This is a genomic window from Flammeovirgaceae bacterium (assembly GCA_015180985.1).
Taxonomy (GTDB): Bacteria; Bacteroidota; Bacteroidia; order Cytophagales; family Cyclobacteriaceae; genus UBA2336.
In genome coordinates, this window is the sequence record CP054185.1 from 871646 (window position 1) to 891531 (window position 19886).

Annotated in this window: 16 protein-coding genes; 7 read left to right on the top strand and 9 right to left on the bottom strand. The window is 45.9% G+C overall.

Translation table 11 applies throughout. The features are described from left to right. Positions 1-79: 79 nt before the first annotated feature. Together HRU69_04200 and HRU69_04205 are read right to left on the bottom strand one after the other, a co-directional pair. On the bottom strand, positions 80-832 hold the full coding sequence (locus tag HRU69_04200; GenBank protein ID QOI96740.1) for a response regulator: 753 nt from the start codon (positions 830-832) through the stop codon (positions 80-82). Further along, on the bottom strand, positions 804-2891 hold the full coding sequence (locus HRU69_04205; GenBank protein QOI96741.1) for a sensor histidine kinase: 2088 nt from the start codon (positions 2889-2891) through the stop codon (positions 804-806). Before HRU69_04205 ends, HRU69_04200 begins: the two co-directional genes overlap by 29 nt. Before the next feature lie 190 nt (positions 2892-3081). Here HRU69_04205 and HRU69_04210 point away from each other — a divergent pair, with 190 nt between their 5' ends. Further along, positions 3082-3636 carry a hypothetical protein gene (locus tag HRU69_04210; protein ID QOI96742.1) on the top strand — a complete coding sequence of 185 codons (555 nt, stop codon included), beginning with the start codon at positions 3082-3084 and terminating at the stop codon, positions 3634-3636. A 41-nt stretch (positions 3637-3677) separates the two neighbouring features. On the opposite strand, the gene HRU69_04215 is transcribed toward HRU69_04210, so the two are convergent. Together HRU69_04215 and HRU69_04220 are read right to left on the bottom strand one after the other, a co-directional pair. Further along, positions 3678-4376, bottom strand: coding sequence for a hypothetical protein (locus HRU69_04215; GenBank protein QOI96743.1), 699 nt, complete (start codon positions 4374-4376; stop codon positions 3678-3680). A 137-nt stretch (positions 4377-4513) separates the two neighbouring features. Then, positions 4514-5764, bottom strand: coding sequence for an amidohydrolase family protein (locus tag HRU69_04220; protein ID QOI96744.1), 1251 nt, complete (start codon positions 5762-5764; stop codon positions 4514-4516). Positions 5765-5800: 36 nt separating this feature from the next. Here HRU69_04220 and HRU69_04225 point away from each other — a divergent pair, with 36 nt between their 5' ends. The 6 genes from HRU69_04225 to HRU69_04250 all read left to right on the top strand — a co-directional run bounded on the left by HRU69_04225 (position 5801) and on the right by HRU69_04250 (position 14302). Further along, on the top strand, positions 5801-6667 hold the full coding sequence (locus HRU69_04225) for a hypothetical protein (protein QOI96745.1): 867 nt from the start codon (positions 5801-5803) through the stop codon (positions 6665-6667). A gap of 27 nt (positions 6668-6694) precedes the next feature. Then, complete coding sequence (locus HRU69_04230; protein QOI96746.1) at positions 6695-7324, top strand: deoxynucleoside kinase; 630 nt, start codon at positions 6695-6697, stop codon at positions 7322-7324. 72 nt (positions 7325-7396) lie between these two features. After that, positions 7397-10798, top strand: coding sequence for a PD40 domain-containing protein (locus HRU69_04235; GenBank protein ID QOI96747.1), 3402 nt, complete (start codon positions 7397-7399; stop codon positions 10796-10798). A 67-nt stretch (positions 10799-10865) separates the two neighbouring features. After that, positions 10866-11372 carry a hypothetical protein gene (locus HRU69_04240; GenBank protein ID QOI96748.1) on the top strand — a complete coding sequence of 169 codons (507 nt, stop codon included), beginning with the start codon at positions 10866-10868 and terminating at the stop codon, positions 11370-11372. 77 nt (positions 11373-11449) lie between these two features. Continuing rightward, positions 11450-13672 (top strand): TonB-dependent receptor, encoded by a 2223-nt coding sequence (locus HRU69_04245; protein QOI96749.1) that lies wholly within the window; start codon positions 11450-11452, stop codon positions 13670-13672. 54 nt (positions 13673-13726) lie between these two features. Beyond that, positions 13727-14302 carry a PepSY domain-containing protein gene (locus HRU69_04250; protein ID QOI96750.1) on the top strand — a complete coding sequence of 192 codons (576 nt, stop codon included), beginning with the start codon at positions 13727-13729 and terminating at the stop codon, positions 14300-14302. Here the strand turns inward: HRU69_04250 and HRU69_04255 are convergent. From HRU69_04255 to HRU69_04275, 5 genes are read right to left on the bottom strand one after another with little or no spacing between them, the layout of a single operon-like run. Continuing rightward, entirely contained in the window at positions 14293-15813 is a 1521-nt protein-coding gene (locus tag HRU69_04255) for a GH3 auxin-responsive promoter family protein (GenBank protein ID QOI96751.1), read from the bottom strand. The genes HRU69_04250 and HRU69_04255 overlap by 10 nt on opposite strands. Positions 15814-15871: 58 nt before the next feature. Further along, the gene (gene lptB, locus HRU69_04260) at positions 15872-16624 is read right to left on the bottom strand and encodes an LPS export ABC transporter ATP-binding protein (protein QOI96752.1); all 753 of its coding nucleotides are present in this window, start codon (positions 16622-16624) and stop codon (positions 15872-15874) included. 9 nt (positions 16625-16633) lie between these two features. Next, positions 16634-18334, bottom strand: a complete 1701-nt coding sequence (gene recJ, locus HRU69_04265; protein QOI96753.1) for a single-stranded-DNA-specific exonuclease RecJ — start codon at positions 18332-18334, stop codon at positions 16634-16636. Between the two features lie 5 nt (positions 18335-18339). Further along, the gene (locus HRU69_04270; protein QOI96754.1) at positions 18340-19152 is read right to left on the bottom strand and encodes a hypothetical protein; all 813 of its coding nucleotides are present in this window, start codon (positions 19150-19152) and stop codon (positions 18340-18342) included. Between the two features lie 59 nt (positions 19153-19211). Further along, positions 19212-19844: an Ezrin/radixin/moesin family protein gene (locus tag HRU69_04275; protein ID QOI96755.1), complete on the bottom strand. Its 633-nt coding sequence runs from the start codon at positions 19842-19844 to the stop codon at positions 19212-19214. Positions 19845-19886: the final 42 nt, after the last annotated feature.

Consider the following 19886-nt stretch of genomic DNA (forward strand, 5'->3'; position numbering starts at 1 on the left):
CTGCTGAAAGAAAAGAATGCTCGATTTTACAAAGCCCACGGATTTTTTTGTAAAAGCTGCACTCTGGTTTATTAACCTATCAGATGCAGTGGATTCTGTTCATGAAATTCATCCGGTAGCTCTCGCCAATAGGGATACGCTGATTACCCACAAATACGTATGCTTCGTCAAACGAGTCTATTCGCTTGAGGTTAACAATGTAGGAGCGATGAATTCTGATCAAATCCGGTAAGGGTGTTTTTTGCATAAATTGACTTAAATTCTGAGAAATTGTGTATTGTTCCGTATCGGTTTTCAGAATTGTGTAGCTCCCGCTTGCCTCAGCAAATCTTATTGATTCTGGTGCAATCTTTTTATGCTTTCCGTTCACCCTGATAAATAAGCTTTGATGAATAAGGGTTTGAAAGTCGGGGCGGCCCGGTTCAATAGCTGTTTTAATTTGAGGGGGTACTTGATTTTGTGAAAAATTGTAAAGGGCCAAATCAATTGATGCAAGTAAGTTGGCAGGTGTAAAGGGTTTGATCAAGAATGCATTGGGTTTGGTGCTTTTGGCCCGGTTATATGTTTCCGGATCTGAATTAGCGGTAATATAAATTACGGGTACTTCCATTCTCTCACTAATCTTTGATACGAGGTAAATCCCATTAAGGGCCCCGGCCAAGTTAATATCAACCAACATTAAATCAGGGGGTTGCTTTAATATTTCCGGTAAAGCTATCTCGGCCGATGGGTAAACCCCGGTAACATGATACCCGTGGTTGTGTAATAGGCTGGAGATGTCCTCGGCAATTACAAACTCATCCTCAACTATTGCTATCCGTATGTTGTTCATGCTTCATGGATTTTACGGGCTTCAGGCTCATGCAAACTGAAAGACCCTTGTTGTATGTAATTTCAATTGTTCCTCCAAGTTTTGTGGTAACAACCTGTTCAACAAATCGTAAGCCAAATGACGATTTAATTTCTTTTTGAGACCTGAACAGACTCAATCCATTGTCAGAAATTTCAAACTTTATCGTACCATTTTGTCGGTATAAATAAATCTTCACTCTTCGATCCGGTTGGTCGGTGGTAAAGGCATATTTCATTGCGTTAGTTATCAGTTCATTATTAATCAATCCAATATTCATCGCTGTATCAACATCCACCCAGATCGGCTCTATACTGATTTCCGGCTTTACTTCAACTGAAAAATTATTTAAGGTTTTGAATAATAACACAAATTGCTGGCTTAGGTACTCCTTCAGGTTGATATTACTTAAATCGTCTGTATTGTAAAGCATTTCATAAATTAATCCTAATGCATAGATGCGATTGACTACATCATCTAAAACGACTTTACTGGACTCATCGGTCGTGCGCGCTTTAATGTTAATGAGGCTTGACATGACCTGAAGATTATTCTTAACCCGGTGGTGTACCTCCGCCAACAGCACTTCCTTCTCTTTATTTTGTTTTAGAAGGGATGTGTTCTGTTCTTCTATTAATCGATTCTTTTGCTCAAGCAGCTCAGACATTTTCTTTTTTTGCCGGAACCTTAAGAAATAAAAGCCAGCCCCTGAACCTACCAGGGCTACTAACGTTATTGCCAGCCCTATCTGAAGATTACGGGCGCGGATACGTGCATCTTTGATTTCGCTTTGCTGGGTTAACCGCTCTACCTCACGTTCCTTAATCGAGGTTTTAAAATCAACCTGAAGTCGTGCCAGATTCACGGCAGTTTCATTTCTATGTATGCTGTCCGACAGGGCTGAATACAAGCCTTGGTATTGATATGCCCTTTTAAAATCGCCCATTTTTTCAAACAGGGCCCTTCCCGCATTATACAGGTTGCGAACATGGATTAAAGAAACCGGCCTGGCCAGTCCAAGACCCTGATCAAGGTGATATTGCGCCTTTTGAAAATCTCCTAACTGGGTATACGCACGTACATAATTGCGATGCTGACCGACTACTGTAAGCCGATTATTAAGTTCTTTGTTACTGCGCATGGCAATATCATAGTAATAGATTGCTGAGTCCGGGCGGCCAAAATGTAAATGAGCATCGCCTATTAATTCAATTATCCAATCATTGTATAATCGTGTTGCCAGGTCTCTCACTTTTAAAGATTGACGATAATAATAAAAGGTAGAATCCTTATTTGCAGCATCCTGATAAGCCATGGCTACATATTGCCATTCAGGAATTTTACCTGCCTGAACCTGCGCCTCACACATTTTGATATAAAACCGTGCTGCCAATAGCGGATTTTTAAGCTGACTGTATGCCTTCCCCAGGTTGAAATAGGCTCTCGAAATCCCGTTTTTGTCTCCGCTTAATCTAAATCGATCTAATTCAATATGAGCCTTGTTTATCTTTTCCAGATAATACAATGAATCGTTAAGCAAACTGCCCATTGCTCCATACGATTCAATTTCAGCTAAAACTTCAGGATGCTGAGCTTCCAGTTGTTCCTTTTTAAAGATATACTCGATTGTTTTTTTAAAATCGCCCTTTCGGTGAAACATTAAGGATATATCGTGCAAAATTCTTATCTGGCCGGCATAATCATCTGCCAACTCAAACGCCTTGAAAGCAATTTCGAAATACTGTAAAGCTGAATCGTAATAGGCCTGATAGTAATAGGTGTTACCAATTATGTTGGCGCAATCCGCAACAGTTTCGTAATCAGCCTGGCCCCTGGCGATTGCAAGTGCAGGAAATAAGTAATTAAGTCCATCCTGATAAAGCCCATCGGCCCATAAATATTTTCCATACATATAACCTGCACGGGCTATACAGGTTGCACAATTGGAAGCAACTGCCTTTTCGTACAACAACCGGGCCTTGGCAACCTCCAAACGGTATTTCATCAGCATCCGCTCTTCCTGCTGCCTGATGGCTGACATTAACTCATTATCCGGGATCTGAGCAATAGTTGTTATGCTTGCTAAACCAACCAGAAGGATGAAAAGCCTCCTGTAATTTATTAACCAGCTCCTATTCCACATTCTTTTTTAATATATAGGTTATTTAGGTGACCCCAATTTAGCTTGGCACAATTTTTCGTACTTTTCGAGCAGACCATCAACAAAATTTATGAAATCGGTTAAAATCACTTTGTTCGCTATACTGACCCTCCTCATTGCCGCCTGTTCTTCTGGGATATTGGGGAAAAAAGTTAAAGAGCCCTTTCAGGGAAATGCCTATGAATCAAACAACCGCTTCTGGCGCGGAACAGGCAAAGGCTCCAGTTCGCAGGATAATATTGCACGCAGCAAAGCCGACCTGGATGCCAAAGCCCAGTTGGCCGGACAGGTTAACACCACCATGAAACAGGTGGCCGACCAGTACCTTTCCGATACCGGAAATGAGCGCGCAGCCGATATAGCCGATAAATTTCAAAGCCTCGTCCGCCAGGTGATGAATACCGACATCTCCGACCTGCGCAAGATTGGCGAAGAGAAATACTACAACGAAAAAACAAAAGAATACACCGTATTCATGGCGTATGAAATAAAGAAAAACGCCATGCTGCGGTTTATGAAAAAACAAGCGAAGGTTGACCAAACCATTAACGAACGCCAACGTGACCTGATTGAAAAAATAATTGATGAGGAATTGAAGAAAGCTGACGCTGCCGATAAAGATTGATCAAAAAAACAAGTTGGCTGTAATCAGTGAAGTTTACCTGATTAATTGTCTGCCAGTGATTTCATCATCCTGATTTGCTGCTCGGTATATTTTTTTCTACCAATCTCCTGTGAGGTTGTTTCTACCGATAGAAGATTGTGCGGCAGGCTATTGGCATCCATGCGGTAGAACATTACATCAAAGACTCCTTTTTTATCGGCTATTTCCGTATTGTTTACCACTTCTTTGTACTGAATAATAATCGGAACAGAAAACCGTGTTATCTCGTGCCAGGTCCATGCCTTTTCGGGGTCAATAGCCACGGTACTCACTTCTGTAATTGAATGTTCGCGTCCACTAAATACTTTCTTCAAATTCTGATTAACATAGTTTGTGAGTGCCTCTGCGGATGGTGTAGGAATGCCCTCGTATTCATTTGAAGTCGTATAAAACTTTTTAAACGTGTACTTACCTCCCAGCACATTGTACCGGGCAAGTCCTTTAACAACAACTACGGCATTTGGTGCACCGCTTATATTGGCTTTGCGTTTAATTACCACTCCGCGATCCCAATACCAGGCCTGGTCTCCGCTATGCCAATACTGCTCTCCTGTTTTGCCCTTTGTACAGGTCGCTTCAATAAGGCCGTCCTTATTTTTCACACAATCGGTAATAACCTGGCTATCGCTAGGCTGTGCATGTACTGCTCCGGCCACAATCAAAATAACTGCGGTCAGCGGGTGGGTAATCAAACGTGTCATATTTCTGGGGTTTTGAATGCTTCAATGAACGACACATTGAAGTTAACCTGTATTCAATGAGAATGTCAACCCCTGATTAGAAATAAAATAAGTAAGAATCCAAAACCTAGTAACTTCTGCAAAATGGCTGTTCCGATCTAACGATACCTTATGCCATCTTTCATCACAAACTCTGTTTTTCTCAATTCCGATATATTCTTTGACGGGTCGCCCTTAACCGCCACCAAATCGGCCAGCAGCCCGGCCCTTATACTGCCAATTTCATTTTCCATGTGAAGTGCTTTGGCATTTACCGAGGTTGCCGCTTTGAGTATTTCTATCGGCTTCATGCCGTACTCGGCCATCAGTTCCATTTCGTAAACATTTTCACCGTGATGATAAACACCCACATCACCGCCCATGCCTATAGTAACTCCGGCATCGAGCGCAATTTTAAAACTTCGCTTCTTTTGTTGCACAAGTGACGGCTCCGGATCTTTTCCTTTCTTCCATCCGCGGTATTGCTGTATGGCGTCAACTGCACCCAGCGTGGCGTAATAGGTAACATTGTGTTGCTTCATCAACTGCGCAATCTCTTCATCCAGGTAGTCGCCATGCTCTATGGTTTCGGCTCCGGCCAGGATGGCGCGTTTCATGGCCTCTTTTGATTTGGCGTGACACACCAGGTAGCGCCCGCTGCTGCGCGCCACTTCATTAACCAGTTTCAGCTCATCCAGTGTAAAGGAGGGGCGGTCCTCTCCTTTCGTTCCCCACCGGTAATCGGCATATACTTTTATAAAGTCAGCGCCCTTTCCAATCTGGTCGCGCACCACGCGGATCAGCTCGTTGCCATCGGCCGGTTCAGCGCCAAGCATGATCTTTGAATCATCATCGTAGCCTTTTGGTCCGTACGAACCCGTGGAGACGATCGCTCTTCCGGCCACAATCATCCGCGGACCGGGAATGATTCCTTCATTAATCGCACGCTTCAATGCCACATCGGCATAGCCTGCGCCTTCAGTGCCCAAATCACGCACCGTAGTGAAGCCGGCCATGAGTGTATTCTTTGCGTGAACCGTTGCCCGTGCTGTACGATAGGCATCGGTTTCTTTCAACACCTGCGTGTCCCAATCGGTAATGTTGTATGGATAAAGAAACAAATGGGAGTGCCCCTCAATTAACCCCGGCAACAGGGTGCATCCGGTTAGTTTCAAAACCGTTGCCTCTTTTGGTGGCTTTACCTGCGAAGCAGGACCGGCCGCGGCAATTTTATTTCCGACCACCAGTACGGCCCAGCCTTCCTGCATCTGTGTGCCGTCAAACACCCGGTCGGGCTGCAGGTAATAGCTGCTCTGACTGAAAAGTTGCGTAGATGCGAACAGTACTAAAAGAAGCAGTGTGTTTTTCATGAAGAAAAGTTAGTTTTATTTATGATTAAATCCACCATGAAAAATTTACTACTGCTTTCCCTTTGTCTGATTGCGCTTTCAGCACTTAGCCAGCAGCCGCCCGGTACCGATATTTACCTGTTTGATCTGAATAAGAAAAAAGGAGCCTTTGTGCTCAGTAATCCGAAGAACATTACGGCCCGGCCGGGTTACGACAACCAGCCGTATTTCCATCCCGATAAACCGCTGCTCTACTACGCTTCGGCTGATGCTACCGGTCGTACGGATATTATGGAATATAATTATGAAACAGGTTCTACCAGAAAATTTACCCAAACACCTGAACGCGAGTACTCGCCTACTGTAACGCCCGATAAGAAATTTATTTCCTGCATTATTCAGCGCGACAACGGTGCGCAGGATCTGGGCAACTATCCCATTGAAGGCGGAGAGCCCGTTGTGTTAATCAACAACCTTACGGTTGGTTACCACGCATGGATGGATGAAAGGCGTGTACTGACATTTATTTTACCTCAGCCGTTTACGCTGCAGCTTGTAGATGTTGAAACAGGCAAGGCAACCTTACTGGCCGAAAACATTGGGCGGTCGTTACACAACATTCCAAAGGAAAATGCCATGAGTTTTGTGCAGCAGCAAGCGGATAAAACATGGGTAATCAAAAAACTCAGATCCGACAACCTTTCCATTACAGACCTGGCCGTGCTGACAACTGAAAAAGAACCTCTGCTAACCTGGACTCCCGATGGCACTTTGCTGCGCAGCATGGAACTGGAGATTTATTCGATGAAGCCCGGCAAGAATAAAACGTGGAATAAAGTTGAAATTCAAAAGGCTTTAACAGGTGTTTCAAGGATGGCAGTAAACTCACAGGGCAACAAAATCGCAATTGTGGTTAGTGAGTGATCGGCTATCTTTGACACCCTTAAAAAAATGACCCAGCTAAAACACATTGCCATCTGCGGAAACATCGGGTGCGGCAAAACCAGCCTGGTTGAAAAACTGAGCAAACACTACGGGTGGACACCGCTGTACGAATCGGTTGACAAAAATCCGTACCTGCGCGATTTCTATAACGACATGACGCGCTGGGCCTTTCACCTGCAAATCTATTTTCTCAACAGCCGTTTCCGGCAGGTAAATGAAATCCGCGCCAACAAAAAAACCACCATTCAGGACCGCACCATTTACGAAGATGCTTACATTTTTGCGGCCAACCTGCATGCCAGCGGACATATTAACGAACGCGACTACCAGAGCTACCTCGATATTTTTAATTCGATGATCAACTTTGTGCCCCCGCCCGACCTGCTCATCTACCTGCGCTCCGACATCCCCAAGTTAGTGCGTCAAATTCAGAAACGCGGCCGCGATTTTGAATACGCCATGCGGCTCGATTACCTTAAAAACCTGAACGAATACTACGAGAAATGGATTAGCAGCTACAAACTCGGCAGGCTGCTCATCATCAATACCAACGACCTGGATTTTGTAGAACGCATTGACGACTTTGCTTTTATTGTAAGCCGGGTTGACCTTGAATTAAATAACCTGTTCACGTAACCTGACCACTCCTGTAACTTCCAAAAATTCATTTCGTTTATTTCAGCATCTTCAAATTAAAATTCCAATCTCATGAAATACGCTCTTCTCATCATCGTAAGCCTGCTTCTTTTTCAAAGTGCCAATGCCCAGGATGAAAAGAAAGATCCGAAACCGGATACCGTAAAAAAAGAAAAACCGAAAAAGAAAAAAGATCTGCCGCTGGAAGCAGCCCGAAAAATAAAAATCAAAACCAACGAAGGCTCGTGGATGTCGCTGGATGTGAGCCCCGATGGAAAAACCATAGTGTTCGATTTGCTTGGCGATTTGTACTTGCTGCCGATAACTGGCGGCAAGGCGCAGCCCTTTATGAAAGGCATGGCCTTCGATTCGCACCCGCGTTTCAGCCCCGATGGCAAAAGCATACTCTTTATTTCTGATCGCAGCGGTGGCGAAAACGTGTGGCACTTCTCGCTCGACAAAAAGGATTCAACACAGGTAACCAAGGGCAACAACGACAACTACCAGTCGGCCGAGTGGACACCCGATGGCCAATACATCGTTGCCAGCAAAGGCCGGTTAAATCTGAAGTTATGGCTCTTCCACAAAGATGGTGGGGGTGGGGCACAACTGATCAGCCGGCCCGATAACCTGAAAGTGATTGAACCGGCCTTCGGAAAAGACGACCGGTACATTTGGTATGCCCAGCGTACTGGAGGCTGGAATTACAACGCCATGATGCCGCAAATCCAGCTTGGTGTTTACGATCGGGAGCGCGGTGAAACCGAGCTAAAAACTTCACGCTATGGTTCAGCATTTACCCCCACCTTATCGCCCGATGGTAAGTGGCTGGTTTATGGCAGCCGATACAACGAACACACTGGCCTGGTGCTTCGCAACCTGGAAAGCGGTGAAGAGCGCTGGCTGGCTTACCCGGTACAGCGCGATGAACAGGAGTCCATCGGCACGCTGGGCATGTTGCCGGCCATGTCCTTCACACCCGACAGCAAAGAACTGGTGGCATCCTATGGCGGCCGGTTCTGGCGCATACCGATAGCCGGTGGCAATGCTGTTGAAATTCCTTTTGAAATGGATACGGAAGTGGAGGTGGGCCCGCTGCTGGATTTCAAATACCCTGTTACAGATGACCCAACATTTGTGGTAACCCAAATCCGCGATCCGCAGGTTTCGCCCGATGGTAAGCGGGTTGCTTTTACTGCGCTGAACCGGCTTTACGTTATGGATTTACCCAGCGGCACGCCCAAACGGGTAAGTACTTTTAATTTCACCGAAGCACAACCGATATGGAGTCCGGATGGCAATCAACTGGCTTGGGTAAGCTGGGAAGGAAACGGAGGACACATTTATAAATTTAACTACAAAGCCAAAGCCCCAACGGTTCAGAAATTAACATCAACACCGGCACTGTACAGCAATCCGGCATGGTCGTACAAGAATAACCGTATAATTTTTGAGGCATCGCCTCCCCAATATTTTAAAGATCAGGACGGACCCGTTGGTTTTGCTGAGCGAAATATCGGTTGGATTTCAGCTGATGGCGGAACTGTAACGATTGTCGATAAAGCACGCGGAAGGCACACCCCGCACTTTACCAAAAGTGACGACCGTATCTACTTGTCGCACGGCCAAAAAGGGTTGGTATCCGTCCGGTGGGACGGCTCCGATGAAAAAGGACACGTTAAAGTTACCGGCATCACCACCTTTGGTATGTCGGCCAAACACCATTGCATGATGGTGGAAAGTGAACAGGAGCCCACTCCGCAGCCCTCGCCAGCAGCCGTCATCCTGATGGCCCCGGAAGGCGATAAGGCGCTGGCACAAATTAACAATGAAGTTTATGTGGTAACTGTTCCGAAAACCGGTGGTGAAACGCCCACTATTGCAGTTGCCGATGCGGCTAATGCGCAGTTCCCGTCAAGAAAACTGACTAAACTGGGTGGTGAATTCCCATCGTGGGGAAGTTCCGGTAACGTGGTGCACTGGTCGCTGGGTAACGCGTTGTTTTCGTTTAACCTCGATTCTGCCCAGGCCAAAGAACTTGAGTTGAAAAAGAAAAAGGCGGAAGAAGAAAAACTGAAAGAGCAGGGAAAAGGCGAAGAGAAAAAAGAAAATGAAAAGGCTGAACCCGAAAAGAATGGCAATAAAAAAGAGGAGAAAAAAGACGAAAGCTATAGGCCGACCGAAGTGCGCATTAAGGTAAACGTACCGCGCGATATTCCGAAATCGAAGGTGTTGTTACAAAATGCGCGCATCATTACCATGAAGGGTAATGAAATTATTGAAAGTGGCGATCTGCTTATCGAGAACAACCGGATAAAACAGGTTGGCGCTGCCGGTACCATCAGCGTGGATGGCAGTGTACAAAAAATGGATATGCGCGGGAAAACCATTATACCCGGTTTTGTTGATACACACTCGCACATGTGGCCGGCGTGGGGCATTCACAAGAGTGAAATCTGGATGTACCTGGCCAACCTCGCCTATGGGGTAACCACCACGCGCGATCCGCAAACGGCCACCACCGATGTGTTAACCTATGCCGATATGGTTGAGGCCGGCCAGATTATGGGGCCGCGTGTTTATTCCACCGGCCCGGGTGTTGGCTTCTGGGCATACAACATTAAGGATGCCGATCAGGCCAAAGATATTCTCAAGCAATACTCTGATTACTACAATACCAGGTACATTAAAATGTACCTGGTAGGAAATCGCCAGCAACGACAATGGGTTATTCAGGCTGCCCGTGACCAAAAACTGATGCCCACTACCGAGGGCGGACTGAACATTAAACTGAACATGACGCAGATTATTGACGGCTACCCGGGCCACGAACATGCGTTTCCGGTTTATCCGCTGTATAAAGATTTCACCACTTTCGTAGCCGAATCAGGAACTACCTACACGCCAACATTGCTGGTTGCCTATGGCGGCCCTTTTGCCGAAAACTATTACTGGGCAACCGAGAATCCGACAAAAGATGAAAAGCTGAACCGGTTTACACACAAAACCGAACTCGATTCCAAAACACGCAGGGTTGACAGCTGGTTTATTTACGAAGAGCACGTCTTTCCCGATCATGCAAAGTTTGTAAAGGATCTTGTAGAAGCTGGCGGTAAAGCAGGTGTTGGTTCGCATGGCGAAATGCAGGGCATCGGGTTCCACTGGGAGTTGTGGTCCATGGCGTCCGGAGGTTTATCAAACCACGATGCGTTAAAGGTGGCTACCATTCATGGCGCAAAAGGATTGGGCTTGGATGGCGACCTGGGCAGCATTGAACCCGGCAAACTTGCCGACCTGATTATTCTCGATAAAAATCCGTTGGAGAATATCCGCAACACCAACACCATCAGTAAAGTGGTGAAGAACGGCCGGATATACGATGGCAACACCTTGGAAGAAACCGGTACCGGAAAGCAAAAGCCTACTTTCGAGTGGCAGCAGAAGAAACCGGAAAACGTTCCCGGCATCCGCTAATAAAAAACCCCTGCACTTACGTGGCGGGGGTTTTATTTTCTGCTTGTAAGTTCGCTACATTCGCCTTGTGAAGCGCTGGATTGCCATTCTGTTTCTTTCTCTCTTCGCATTAAACTTTGCGGGCATTTACCTGTACTTTGCCTTCAGGCTGATACGTATAAAACAGGAAATGCGTTTTGCTTTGAAAACCCTGCCGGAAGAAAATCTGACAAAACTGGTGTTAACCGAAACTGAGTTTAAGCGCTCACGCGTTGAAGAACACGAAATAAAAGTGGATGACAGAATGTATGACATTGCCCGTGTTCAGTATGATGGCGAAAAGGTTACTGTTTGGTGCTTGCACGATGAGGCAGAAGATAACCTGATGTCGTTCCTGGATGCTGTTTCAAACCGCGCTCATCAGGATTCAACCCCGTTGCCGTTATCAATACAGCAGTTTCTTTCGCTTACTTTTCTGGTGCCTGAATTTCAGCTACACTTTATTTATATGGCTGATGCAAAAGCAGAAACAGCCTATCACCTGCCGGTGTATTCGATTTTAATACCGGTTCAAAGCCCGCCACCACGTGTTTAGATTTCTTTTCTTCTATTAGTAATGATCAGCAGCAGTTGTTGCTGAACAATATTCTTTATTCATTAATCTATTGTCGAATGAAACACATCATTACCGTATTGGTATTGATGTGGGTTTATTACTTTCCTGTTTATGCACAGGAACAAAAGGATACAACCTACATCAATCCGAAAAATTTTATTCTTGACGAAACGGTTGTTTCGGCAAGCCGGTGGGAGCAGAATATACGCGAAGTTCCCAACCGCATTACAAAGATCAGTGCGGCTACCATTCAGTTTCAAAACCCGCAAACCGCAGCCGACTTGCTGGGAGTGTCCAACCAGGTATTCATTCAAAAGAGCCAACTTGGTGGCGGAAGCCCGATGATTCGCGGGTTTGCTACCAGCCGTGTGTTGCTGGTAATAGATGGCGTTCGGATGAACAACGCCATCTTCCGCAGCGGCAACGTGCAAAACATCATCTCGCTGGATGCCAGCACCATTGACGAATCGGAAGTGATTTTCGGTCCGGGTTCGGTTATCTATGGCAGCGATGCCATTGGCGGGGTGATGGACTTTCACACGTTAACGCCCCGGTTTTCTGAAAACGGAAAACTCCGGTTCAACGCGAATGCATTCAGCCGGTATTCATCGGCCAATAACGAAGCAACCAATCACCTTAACTTTACCCTTGGTTCAAAGAGGTGGTCATGGGTGGCGGCTTATACCCACTCCAATTATGACGATTTACTGATAGGGAGCAAAGGACCTGATGAATATTTACGACCCGATTTCCAGCGAAGGGTTAACAATACCGATTCCGTTTTTGTAAACAGTAATCCACGGCTGCAGGTACCTACCGGTTACAGTCAGGAAAATATTTTGCAAAAACTGGCCTTTCGCCCGACTGAGAACATTACGCTGCTGTATGCCTTTCATTATTCCAGAACTTCGGATGTGCCCCGGTACGACCGGCTGATTCTGAAAAATTCAGGCGGCACCTTTACCACTGCCGAGTGGTATTATGGCCCACAAAAATGGCAGATGCACCACCTGCAGGTAGCCGTGGATCAGCCTACGGCTATTTGGGATCATGCACGATTTACGCTGGCTCACCAGGATTATAGCGAAAGCCGCCACACCCGAAACTTTGGTTCATCCAACCGCACCAACCGGTTTGAAAATGTAAAGGCGCTTTCGGTTAATGCCGATATTGATAAAGACCTGTCGGACCGGACTAAACTTTTCTACGGCCTGGAGTATGTAAGCAATAAAGTGGGTTCAACAGCTTATCGGGAAAACATAAACAATGGCAACATCTCTACAGCAACTACCCGCTATCCCGATGGTTCAACCTGGGCATCCATTGCCGGATACGCCAGTGTTCGCCATAAACTGAGCGACCAGTTTTTACTGAACAGCAGTGCACGGATTACCAATGTGCAAACAGAAGCAACCTACGACACCGCTCTCTTTGATTTTCCATTTACATCAGCAAGCCTAAACAACACCGCGCTTAACGGCAGCGTGGGACTGGTTTACAATCCAAATCCGAACTGGAAGTTGTACAACAATCTTTCCAGCGGCTTCCGTGCACCCAATGTTGACGACATCGGTAAAGTATTCGATTCACAGCCCGGTAGCGTGGTAGTTCCCAATCCGAACCTTGAGCCGGAACTGGCATATAATGCTGAGCTTGGAACAACCGGTCGCATCGGGCCGGTAGAAGTGGACGTTGCCGCTTACTACACCCTTATTGATAATGCCATTGCCCGTGCACCGGATACGTTTAACGGGGCAGATAGCATTATTTATGATGGTGTGTTAAGTGCCGTGCTCTCTCAGCAGAATATCAGCTCGGTTAAGGTTGCCGGTTTCCAGCTGGGCTTGCGTTGGAATATTGCCCGATACTGGTTGCTAACCTCCCATCTCAACTATCAAAAAGGCAAAGAAACCTATCCGGGCAGCAGCGAAACCTATTCGCCTACGCACGTTGCACCCTTGTTTGGCGCTACTCATTTGGTTTTCTCCTGGAATGATTTACGGGTTGATTTATACTCGGTTTACAATGGCGAGATTAGCTACGATAACCTGGCATTATCCGAAAGAGCTGATGCACATTTGTATGCGAAGGATGCCAATGGCAATCCGTACGCACCTTCGTGGTGGACGTTGAATCTGAAAACATCGTTTCAGGCAGCAACGTATTTAACGGTTGATGCCGGTATTGAAAACATGCTTGATAAACGCTACCGCCCGTATTCTTCAGGCATATCGGCACCCGGCCGCAATGCAATTATTACCTTGCTGTTTAAAATTTAAAAACCCAGACCTGTCAGGTTTAAGAAACCTGACAGGTCTTAAGGTTTTAAAAAGATGGACAATAATAAAAACATAGCCCGCGCCACCCGCTTCTACCGGAAAATCCATAATTGGATTGGCACCTTCCTGTTTGTGTTTTTCTTTTTCATTTCGGTTACCGGATTACTCTTGGGCTGGAAAAAACATTCAGGCGGATTGATTCTTCCAAAAACCGAAAAAGGTGTTTCTTCAAATATGAAAGACTGGCTTTCGTACGATAGTCTGCACACCCTTGCCGTAAAAGCATTGCACGATTCTTTTCCTGAAAATCTTTCTCCGGCACTGGACCGTATTGATGCCCGGCCGGATAAGGGTGTTGTAAAATTTGTATTCAAAAATCATTACACCGAAATACAATTGGATTGCACTACCGGCAACGTACTGGCAGTTAATACCCGCACTTCAGATATCATTGAACAAATTCATGACGGCTCCTTACTCGATTTTGCTTTCAACACCAGCGATGGGCAAATTAAACTGGGCTACACAACTATTGCAGGGGTAAGCCTGCTGTTGCTGACAGTTACAGGATTTTTTTTATGGTACAATCCTGTTCGGATACGGTCATCAAAGAAAAGTTCTCACACCTGAATCATTAACAGGATATCTTCCACATACTCGCGTGTATTGGAAAGCCGGGGTACCTTATTTTGCCCGCCTAATTTACCGCGCTTCTTCATCCAGTTGTAAAACGTGCCCGGATCTACGCTGTGAACTTTTGGGGCCACCAATGCCAAATCGTGGGATCGCTTGGCATCATAATCACTGTTTATTTGACGCAGCGTTGTGTCAAGCACGTAGGTAAATTGGGCCAGGTCAGCGGGTTTAACTTTAAACTCAACTATCCATTCATGCCCGCCCTTTTTGTTAGCATCCAGAAATATAGGAGCTGCCGTATAGTTATCAATAATAGCACCTGTAGCCTCGCACGCCTTTGTAATAGCCACTTCGGCATTGTCAACAATAACCTCTTCGCCAAAGGCATTGATGAAATGTTTGGTCCTTCCGGAGATTTTTATGCGGTAAGGCGATAGGGATGTGAATTTAATGGTGTCGCCAATGTTGTAGCGCCACAGGCCTGCATTGGTGGTAATAACCATTGCATAGTTTTTCCCGATTTCAACTTCACGTAAGGGAATAACTTTTTGTTTGTTATCTCCCGCTTCATCCATTGGGATAAACTCATAATAAATGCCATAATCAAGCATCAGCAGCATTTCATCAGAGTTGCTCCGGTCCTGAATGCCGAAAAAGCCCTCACTTGCATTATAGATCTCCCAGTATACCATATTTGGATTAGGTATGAGGTCTTGAAACAGTTTCCGATAGGGTTTGAATGAAACAGCTCCGTGAAAAAATGCTTCCAGGTTGGGCCACACTTCCATGATGTTTTTCTTTCCGGTTAATTCAACCACACGCTGAATGAGCAAAATGGTCCAGGTGGGTACACCGGCAATGTTGGTCACGTTTTCAACCGATGTTTCCTTAGCCAGTTTTTCAATTTTCTCTTCCCAGTTACTCATCAAGGCTGTTTCCAGCTTAGGCGTGCGAATGAACTCGGCCCATACCGGCAGGTTTTGCATGATCACAGCCGACACATCGCCATAGTAGGAAGAGGCCGTTGGATCATTTTCATTTACCTGGTGGCTTCCGCCAACAGCAAGCCCTTTGCCATCAAAAATTTTTGTATTCGGATTATTGTTCACGTAAATGGATAGCATATCCTTGCCTCCCTTAAAATGACAATCCTCCAACGCTTCGTAAGAAACGGGGATAAACTTGCTTCGTGCGTTGGTGGTACCTGAAGATTTTGAGAACCATTTAATTTCGGTGGGCCAAAGCAGGTACTGCTCTCCGCGCATCAGCCGTTCGATATAGGGGTATAACTGTTCATACGTGTGAACCGGAACCCGCTGCCTGTACTGCTCATCATTTTCGATACCGGCAAAATCATAGGTTTTTCCAAACTCAGTTGCCTTGCCTGCGTGAACTAACTTTTTATAAAGTTCTTCCTGCACTTCATGCGGATATTTCATAAAAAGCTCCATCTGGTGGATGCGCTTTTTCATTACCCAGGTAAGGATGGAGTTGAGCAGGCCCATAGGTTAAGAAGAACTCCAAATATACAGAAAGGCAATAAGGGTTGCGCGTAAGCAACACCTATTGCCCATCGGGCAATGTTACTTTTGCCCTGCGCAGTTCAAAGTTTTGTCCGAGATACACTTTGCGAACCTGTGGGTCGTTGGCGAGTTCTTGCGCTGTTCCCGACTTAAACAATTTGCCGTCAACCATCAGGTAGGCCCTGTCGGTAATCGACAAGGTTTCATCTACATTGTGATCGGTGATGAGAATACCGATGTTTTTATTTTTGAGTTTTGCTACGATAGACTGAATTTCTTCAACGGCAATCGGGTCTACTCCGGCAAAAGGCTCGTCCAGTAATACAAACTTCGGGTCAACAGCCAGCGCCCGGGCAATTTCGGTGCGCCTGCGTTCACCGCCCGAGAGTGACATGCCCAGGCTTTTGCGCACCTTATGTAAGCTGAATTCATTAATCAGTTCATCTACTTTTTCTTTTTGCTGTTGCCGTGTTGTGTTGCGCATCTCGAGCACGGCCATAATATTTTCTTCAACCGTTAGTTTTCTGAAAACGCTGGCCTCCTGAGCAAGGTAACCTATGCCCTTTCGGGCCCGTTGGTACATGGGCATGGGTGTGATCTCTTCTGAATCGAGAAAGATTTTTCCTTCATTGGGTTTGATGAGCCCCACTATCATATAGAACGAAGTGGTTTTGCCGGCACCATTGGGGCCAAGCAGACCAACAATTTCTCCCTGAGCAACCTCAACGGATACATGATCAACAACGGTGCGTGTTTTATATTTTTTAACAAGGCTTTCTGCTCGCAATACCATATTTGCCAATCAGTCAAATTTAATATCCTTTACCCGCAATTGAATGCTGGTGTTTCCATTATATACGTTCTCTTCAAGGTTAAACACCATTCTGAATCGCTCGCCAATTGAAAGGCGGTTATAATGTTCGGCCAAATCAAACGCAACAACCTGCAAAACAGTGTCGCTCCCTTCTTGCATAGCCAAAAAGCGCAGATGCTTGTCTTTAAAACTTGTCAGCGCGTTGAATACAAACACATTCCGTGCCTCAAATACCGGCTTGTGGTTTCCCGGTCCGAACGGTGCCATTTGCTTTATAATGCTCATGAAGCGGGGTGTAATCGCTTCAAACTTAACAGGAACATCAATTTCGATTACCGGTGTTAGCTGCTCAGCGGTAATTTGGCTGCTAACCACTTCTTCAAAACGTTGCCGGAACGCTTCAAGGTTTTGCTTTTCCAGGGTGAGCCCGGCCGCATACTTGTGCCCTCCGAATTTCTCAAGCAAGTCGCTGCATTGTTCAATAGCTTCATATAAATCAAAACCGTTCACGCTGCGGGCAGAGCCTGTTATCTTACCATTTGATTCGGTAAGGATAACCGTAGGCCGGTAAAATTTTTCAATGCAACGCGAAGCAACAATGCCGATGACACCCTTGTGCCAGGAGTCTTTAAACAGAACCGTTGAACGTGCCGTTTTGAAAGATTCATTTTCTTCTATCATGGCCAGCGCTTCTTCGGTAATGCTTAGATCAAACTCTCTGCGCAAATCATTCTTATCATCAACGTGTTGAGCAAGGTCTGCAGCCTGGCCTTCGGTTTTAGTAATAAGCAATTCAACGGCCGCACTTGCGTGAGCAACCCTACCGGCTGCATTAATGCGCGGACCGAGGGTAAACACAATTCCTGAAACATCCAGTTCTTGTTTTAATGCAGAAACTTCCTTCAACGCTTTTAGTCCCGGTAGTGGATCATCATTAAGTTTTTTAATTCCATAAAAAGACAGGATGCGGTTTTCTCCGATAATTGGAACGATGTCGGATGCTATGCTAACCGCCACTAAATCCAGGTACCGATAAACATTCTTTTCAGTTCGATACCGCCTGGCAAAGGCCTGAATAAGCTTAAAGCCCAATCCGCACCCGCTCAGTTCTTTGAATGGATATGTACAATCGCTCCGTTTTGGATCGAGCACGGCTACGGCATGTGGAATTTTTTCATCCGGCAAATGGTGGTCGCAGATAATAAAATCAATGCCTTTACTGTTGGCCAACACCACCATGTCCGATGCTTTGATGCCGCAATCCAGTGCAATTATCAGCGTAAAATTATTTTCACCGGCATATTCAATTCCTGCCTTAGAAACACCGTACCCTTCTTTGTTGCGATCGGGGATGTAAATTTCGCAGTGGGGATAGAATTCATTCAGGTAATTATATACCAGGGCTACCGCGGTAGTGCCATCCACATCGTAGTCACCATAGATAAGGATCTTTTCATTATTGTCTATTGCCCGCTTTAGCCGTTCAACAGCTTTATCCATGTCGCGCATTAAGAACGGGTCGTGCAATCCTTCCAGCGATGGACGAAAAAATTCTTTAGCTTTTTGTGTGTTGGTAATACCACGCTGTAGCAGAATGGCTGAGAGGTATGGATTAAGGTTTAAGGCCTTTCCAAGCGCCCGGATGTCCGCTGCCGGTGGAATTGTTTTATAAGCCCAACGCTTCTCCACTTGTCTTAGTTGGTATGAAATGTCACTACTCCATCTTTCCCCCGAACACCCCCTGTACCTTCGGCACCGGGCAGGCCGTCTTTTCCGTTTTTGCGTGACGGCCCCAACCCCGCTGAACCCTGATTACCACGTTTACCTGCCAAGCCGGGTATGCCTCCGTAATTTTTAATAATAAGTTTAGTGCCAACCCATTCTTTCACTGTCAGTGCCTGGGGAGACTGTATAAGTAAATTGCCTCCGTTGCCCCCGTCACCACCACGGCCGCCATTACCGCCATTGCCACCGTTGCCACCGTTGCAGTGAACCGTTCCGGCACTGCCGTCACCCCCGGCTCCGCCATGGCCACCGTTGCCTCCTCTTCCTCCGGTAAGAATTATGGTTAATTGACCATTGATGATGAGGCGATCGAAATACAAAAAGAGGTTTGTTCCATTAACACCGGTAAGCCCTGCGGTGCCCATCGTTCCGTCTGTTGCATTTTTGCACGGCCCCGAAGCAACTGTTCCGGGTCTGCCATTGCGTCCATTAGCTCCGTTGGCACCGTTACCCATAATGCTGGTGGCCTTTCCGGCAATAATAACTTTTGAACGAATATAATTTTCGGCCCGCAGGGGATTCAGCATAATGGTGGATGAATCCATCAGGATGAGCGTATCGGCTACAATGATATCGGATTGGGAATCAATTTTGAATACTTCGCGAGGCTTGATAACAAGCTTGTCAACCCGGATTTGCGAAAGTGCTGCAGTGGTAGTAGCTATCAATCCAAGTAAAATCCCCCACTTTTTCATGTAGCAAACCTGCACAATAACCGGCATTCTTAAAAATAAAAAAGCAGCACCAACCGGTGCTGCTTTGGTGTGTTGACAAAAACTGACTATTCCGTTCCTTGCTTCTTTTCAGCAGTTACATTTTCAAGCACTTCTTTGATTTCGGTGCGCTGTCCGTCCTTATACGGCACAATCCAGGCATCTTTAACGCCCATTTCGCGCATATACTTTTTAAACTGGTCGGCTTCCCAGTAATCACGGAAGATGCCTATGGTTACACGCTGTGGTTCATTTTCGCGCACCTCGCCTCCAAAATTCGGGTTGTTATCAAAGTACTTCGACAGATCTTTGTTCTTAAAAGCACCCACCTGCACTTTAAACACCACTCCTTTCGAAAAATCCATCGGGTTGATAACCGGAGATTCCTTTAACTGCGCAAGTTCGGCACGGGCAGCGGTTAACTGGCCGCGTATTTGCGACAGTTGATCTTCCAGTTCGGCAATGCGCGCATCTTTATTACTCATGGCACTTTGCATCTCCGAAATTCTGCGGTTTAATGCAGCAACCTGGTTATCGGCATTTTGCTTGTCTTCCGTTAACTGTTTCAGGTTAGCGGGCTGCTTGGCGTATTCTTTGGCTTTTTTCTTCCACTCTTTCTTTTCCTGCTTGGAAAGCTGGGCGAAAGCTTGAGTGCCCGCAAAAAGTAAAGCCAGACAGAAAAGTAACGTTAATTTTTTCATTGTGAGGAGTTTAAAAAGTTTACTAAAAGTACGAAATATTTT

Bases quoted from the DNA above. Each gene is read 5' to 3' on its own strand.
- HRU69_04250 (QOI96750.1), top strand. From the start codon at position 13,727: ATGGACAATAATAAAAACATAGCCCGCGCCACCCGCTTCTACCGGAAA.
- HRU69_04245 (QOI96749.1), top strand. From the start codon at position 11,450: ATGAAACACATCATTACCGTATTGGTATTGATGTGGGTTTATTACTTT.
- lptB (QOI96752.1), bottom strand. From the start codon at position 16,624: ATGGTATTGCGAGCAGAAAGCCTTGTTAAAAAATATAAAACACGCACC.
- HRU69_04255 (QOI96751.1), bottom strand. From the start codon at position 15,813: ATGGGCCTGCTCAACTCCATCCTTACCTGGGTAATGAAAAAGCGCATC.
- HRU69_04220 (QOI96744.1), bottom strand. From the start codon at position 5,764: ATGAAAAACACACTGCTTCTTTTAGTACTGTTCGCATCTACGCAACTT.
- HRU69_04215 (QOI96743.1), bottom strand. From the start codon at position 4,376: ATGACACGTTTGATTACCCACCCGCTGACCGCAGTTATTTTGATTGTG.
- HRU69_04210 (QOI96742.1), top strand. From the start codon at position 3,082: ATGAAATCGGTTAAAATCACTTTGTTCGCTATACTGACCCTCCTCATT.
- HRU69_04270 (QOI96754.1), bottom strand. From the start codon at position 19,152: ATGCCGGTTATTGTGCAGGTTTGCTACATGAAAAAGTGGGGGATTTTA.
- HRU69_04200 (QOI96740.1), bottom strand. From the start codon at position 832: ATGAACAACATACGGATAGCAATAGTTGAGGATGAGTTTGTAATTGCC.
- HRU69_04225 (QOI96745.1), top strand. From the start codon at position 5,801: ATGAAAAATTTACTACTGCTTTCCCTTTGTCTGATTGCGCTTTCAGCA.
- HRU69_04235 (QOI96747.1), top strand. From the start codon at position 7,397: ATGAAATACGCTCTTCTCATCATCGTAAGCCTGCTTCTTTTTCAAAGT.
- HRU69_04230 (QOI96746.1), top strand. From the start codon at position 6,695: ATGACCCAGCTAAAACACATTGCCATCTGCGGAAACATCGGGTGCGGC.
- HRU69_04275 (QOI96755.1), bottom strand. From the start codon at position 19,844: ATGAAAAAATTAACGTTACTTTTCTGTCTGGCTTTACTTTTTGCGGGC.
- HRU69_04205 (QOI96741.1), bottom strand. From the start codon at position 2,891: ATGTCAGCCATCAGGCAGCAGGAAGAGCGGATGCTGATGAAATACCGT.